This is a genomic window from Accumulibacter sp., from assembly GCF_016789985.1.
Lineage (GTDB): Bacteria > Pseudomonadota > Gammaproteobacteria > Burkholderiales > Rhodocyclaceae > Accumulibacter.
This window is the reverse complement of the sequence record NZ_JAEUOL010000215.1, coordinates 1-3,393: the sequence shown is the minus strand read 5'-3', so window position 1 is coordinate 3,393 and position 3,393 is coordinate 1. Positions and strand designations below refer to the sequence as shown.

Genomic DNA, 3,393 nt, shown 5'->3' with positions numbered 1-3,393 from the left:
CATCCGCGTCGGGTCCTCATTCTCGCGCTTGAAGGCGAAGACGCCGGCGGTGAAGGGGAAGGAACCCGGAACGTTCTCGCGCATCAGGAAGCGCAGCACCTCACCCTCATCCTGGTAGGCCGGCAACGACACCTTGCGGATGCGCGACCCCGATAGCGAGGTATTGGTCAGCCGGGTGCGGATCTCCTTGTCGCGGATCTTGACCACGTACTCATCCTGCGCATAGAGCTCGACGGTCTTTGGCCACATGTCGAGCAGTTTCTTCGAGCGCGCGTCGAGTTGCCCGTCCTTCCAGGCGATCAGTTCATCGAAGTCGTTTGCCGGCTTGCCACAGCCTTCGAAAAGGGATTTGGCGGTTCTCAACGATTGCCGCTGCCGGGCGATCTCCGCCTGCTCGGTGGTGTGCGCGTGGTAAATGCGGACCGCCTCGGCAATCTCGGCCAGGTAGCGCACGCGTTTTGCCGGAACGATCGCGCGCTGGTTGGACGATTGCCGCACGCCAACCAGCGGCAACCTGCCCTTTTTCAGTTTCAGCCCAAGGCCGTGCAGTTTCGGTGCGATCGCCTGATAAAGTGCGGTTACGCCGTCATCGTTGAAACGTGCCGCCATGGTGCCGAAAACCGGCATTTCGTCGGGGCTCTGATTGAACGCCTCGTGATTGCGCTGATACTGCTTGCGCACGTCGCGCAGTGCATCGTCGGCACCCTTGCGATCGAACTTGTTGATCGCGACGCAATCCGCGAAGTCGAGCATGTCGATCTTTTCGAGTTGCGAAGCCGCACCGAACTCCGGCGTCATGACGTACAGCGAGACATCGACCAGCGGCACGATGGCGGCGTTGCCCTGTCCGATTCCCGAAGTCTCGACGATCACCAGATCGAAACCCGACAGCTTGCAGGCGGCGATTACCTCGGGCAAGGCAGCGGACAACTCGGAGCCCGTCTCACGGGTGGCCAGCGAGCGCATGTAGATGTTCGGGTGCTCGATCGCGTTCATCCGGATGCGGTCGCCGAGCAGTGCGCCGCCGGTGCGCTTGCGCGACGGATCGATCGAAATGATCGCCAGCCGGAGGCTGTCTCCCTGATCGAGCCGGAAGCGCCGCACCAGTTCGTCGGTGAGCGACGACTTCCCGGCACCGCCGGTTCCGGTGATGCCGAGCGTCGGCACCTTGAGCCCGGCCGCGGCATGTACCAGCTTCTTGCGCAAGGCGTCAGGATAGGCGCCGTTCTCCAGAGCGGTGATGATCTGCGCCAGCTTGCGGCGGTCGGTGCTCTTCAATGCGGCAAATACCGCGTCGGGATCATGCGGTGCGAGCCTGGAGAGCTCGTTGTCGGACTTGGCCACCACCTCATTGATCATTCCCTGCAGACCCATCGACTGACCGTCTTCCGGCGAGTAGACCCGTGTCACGCCATAGGCGTGCAGCTCGTCGATCTCGCTCGGCACGATGACGCCGCCGCCGCCGCCGAACACCTTGATGTTCTCTCCTCCGCCGGCCTTCAGAAGATCGATCATGTACTTGAAGAACTCGACGTGGCCGCCCTGGTAGGAGGTGATGGCGATTCCCTGCACGTCTTCCTGCAGAGCCGCGTTTACGATCTCCTGCACCGAGCGGTTGTGGCCGAGATGGATGACCTCGGCACCGGTCGATTGCAGGATGCGGCGCATGATGTTGATCGAAGCGTCATGCCCGTCGAAGAGCGAAGCGGCGGTGACGAAGCGCACCTTGTGCTTGGGCTTGTAGGGCGAGAGCTTCTTGGCAATGGAAAGGTCAGTCATGTCGTTTGCGCTCCACGATGATCGGAAGGATGTTGGTTGCCGGAAAATTCACGCGGACCCACATGGTAGGAAGTTGACGCCAATAAAGCCATTACCCAAAACGCCGCCGGCAATGTAAATCTTGCCAACTTGAAATATCCTGTCAATACACAGCCTTGCGAGAAACCGATGCCATACCCTGAGAAGACCGCCAGGACCGGCCCCGAGAACCTTCCGAGCATGGCCGGCGCAACGTCGCCGGTACGCGCCACGGTGGCCATCGCCTTTGTGCAGGGAATGCTGGCCGGCCTTGGCCGGGCCGGTCGTGACAGCGCCCCGCTGCTCGAGCGTGCACACATTGCCGGTCGCCTGCTGAGCGACCCGCAGGCGCGCGTGCCGATCGACCGCTATGCCGAACTGTACAACCTGATCAACCGGGAACTCGACGACGAAGGCTTCGGCCTCTTCTCTCTGCCGATCAGAAGCGGCGCCTTCGAGTTCCTTTGTCGCAGCGTGATTACCGCACCGACGCTGGCGCAGGCGATCGAGCGCAGCGCCCGCTTCCTGCGCCTCGTTCTGCCCGATCTCGCCGTCCGGCTCGACTGCAACCCGGAACAGGCCTGTCTCTGCATCACCGAACTGCGCCCACTGGCCATCGGTCGGGTCTTCGCCTTCGAATGGTTGCTGCGCCTGCTGCACGGTCTGTTCTCCTGGCTGGTCGGACGCAGCATCGTGCTCGATGCGGTCGCTTTTCCGTACCCACGCCCGGAGCATGCGGATGATTATGTGCTGATCTACACGGCCCAATCGACCTTTGATGCCCGGGAGCTCGGCGCGCTCTTTGCGGCCAACCTGCTGGAATTGCCCATCCGCCGTGACGAGGCTGCCCTGCAAGCCTTTCTCGATGGCGCACCGGGCAAGCTGACCACACTTTATCGGCGCGATCGCGAAATGGTGCAGCGCGTTCGCAACGCGCTGCGCGACAGCTTGCCGGCAGCGGCGTCGCTGGCCGATATCGCCCGTTCGTTGCATCTCTCGCCCAGGACGCTGCATCGGCGGCTGGAAGAAGAGGGTTCGAGCTTTCAGGCAATCAAGGATGCCCTGCGTCGTGACCTGGCCATCAATCGCCTGGCCAAGACCCGTCAGGGGCTGGCGCAGATCGCCGCCGACCTGGGTTTCGCCGACAGCGCGGCTTTCTACCGCGCCTTCCTGAGATGGACCGGCATGGCACCTGCACACTATCGGCGACGCATGCAAGCCACCCCGGAGGGAGTGAAACCGTAGTGAACACGGAGGAAGCGCACCAGCCTGATGATGCAGCAGCCCAGGCTGCGGCAGGCGAACAGCCGACGGCCGCCGCAGCAGCGTCTAGCGGTCGGTCAGGAAACGGGTCGCGTCTTCGAGGTCGGCATGCGTGCTGCCGCTGTACAGCGCATTGACGAACTTGCGCCAGATGAGGTCCGGTTCGCCAAGCCGGAAGCCATACACTCCCATCCCCGATTCCCGGGAAGCCGCAACCTGGATGCGTGACACTTCGGCCGGCCCGAGCTGGATCGTCACCTCACCCCAGACATTGATCGGCACGGCAATCAGCGTGTGTGCCTGGAATCCATAGCGCGAGAGCTGGACAATTTC

2 protein-coding genes and 1 pseudogene are annotated in these 3,393 nt (G+C 62.7%); 1 reads left to right on the top strand and 2 read right to left on the bottom strand.

Annotated elements, in window-relative coordinates:
* The coding region (locus tag JNK99_RS12500; RefSeq protein ID WP_291853579.1) for a cobalamin-dependent protein at nt 1–1,779 on the bottom strand (1,779 nt) is incomplete at its 3' end.
* 219 nt (nt 1,780–1,998) lie between these two features.
* Here JNK99_RS12500 and JNK99_RS12495 point away from each other — a divergent pair.
* The gene (locus JNK99_RS12495) at nt 1,999–3,042 is read left to right on the top strand and encodes an AraC family transcriptional regulator (RefSeq protein WP_291853581.1); all 1,044 of its coding nucleotides are present in this window, start codon (nt 1,999–2,001) and stop codon (nt 3,040–3,042) included.
* Nucleotides 3,043–3,126: 84 nt separating this feature from the next.
* Here JNK99_RS12495 and JNK99_RS12490 read toward each other — a convergent pair.
* Nucleotides 3,127–3,393: pseudogene (locus tag JNK99_RS12490) on the bottom strand (hypothetical protein); the annotation flags it as partial.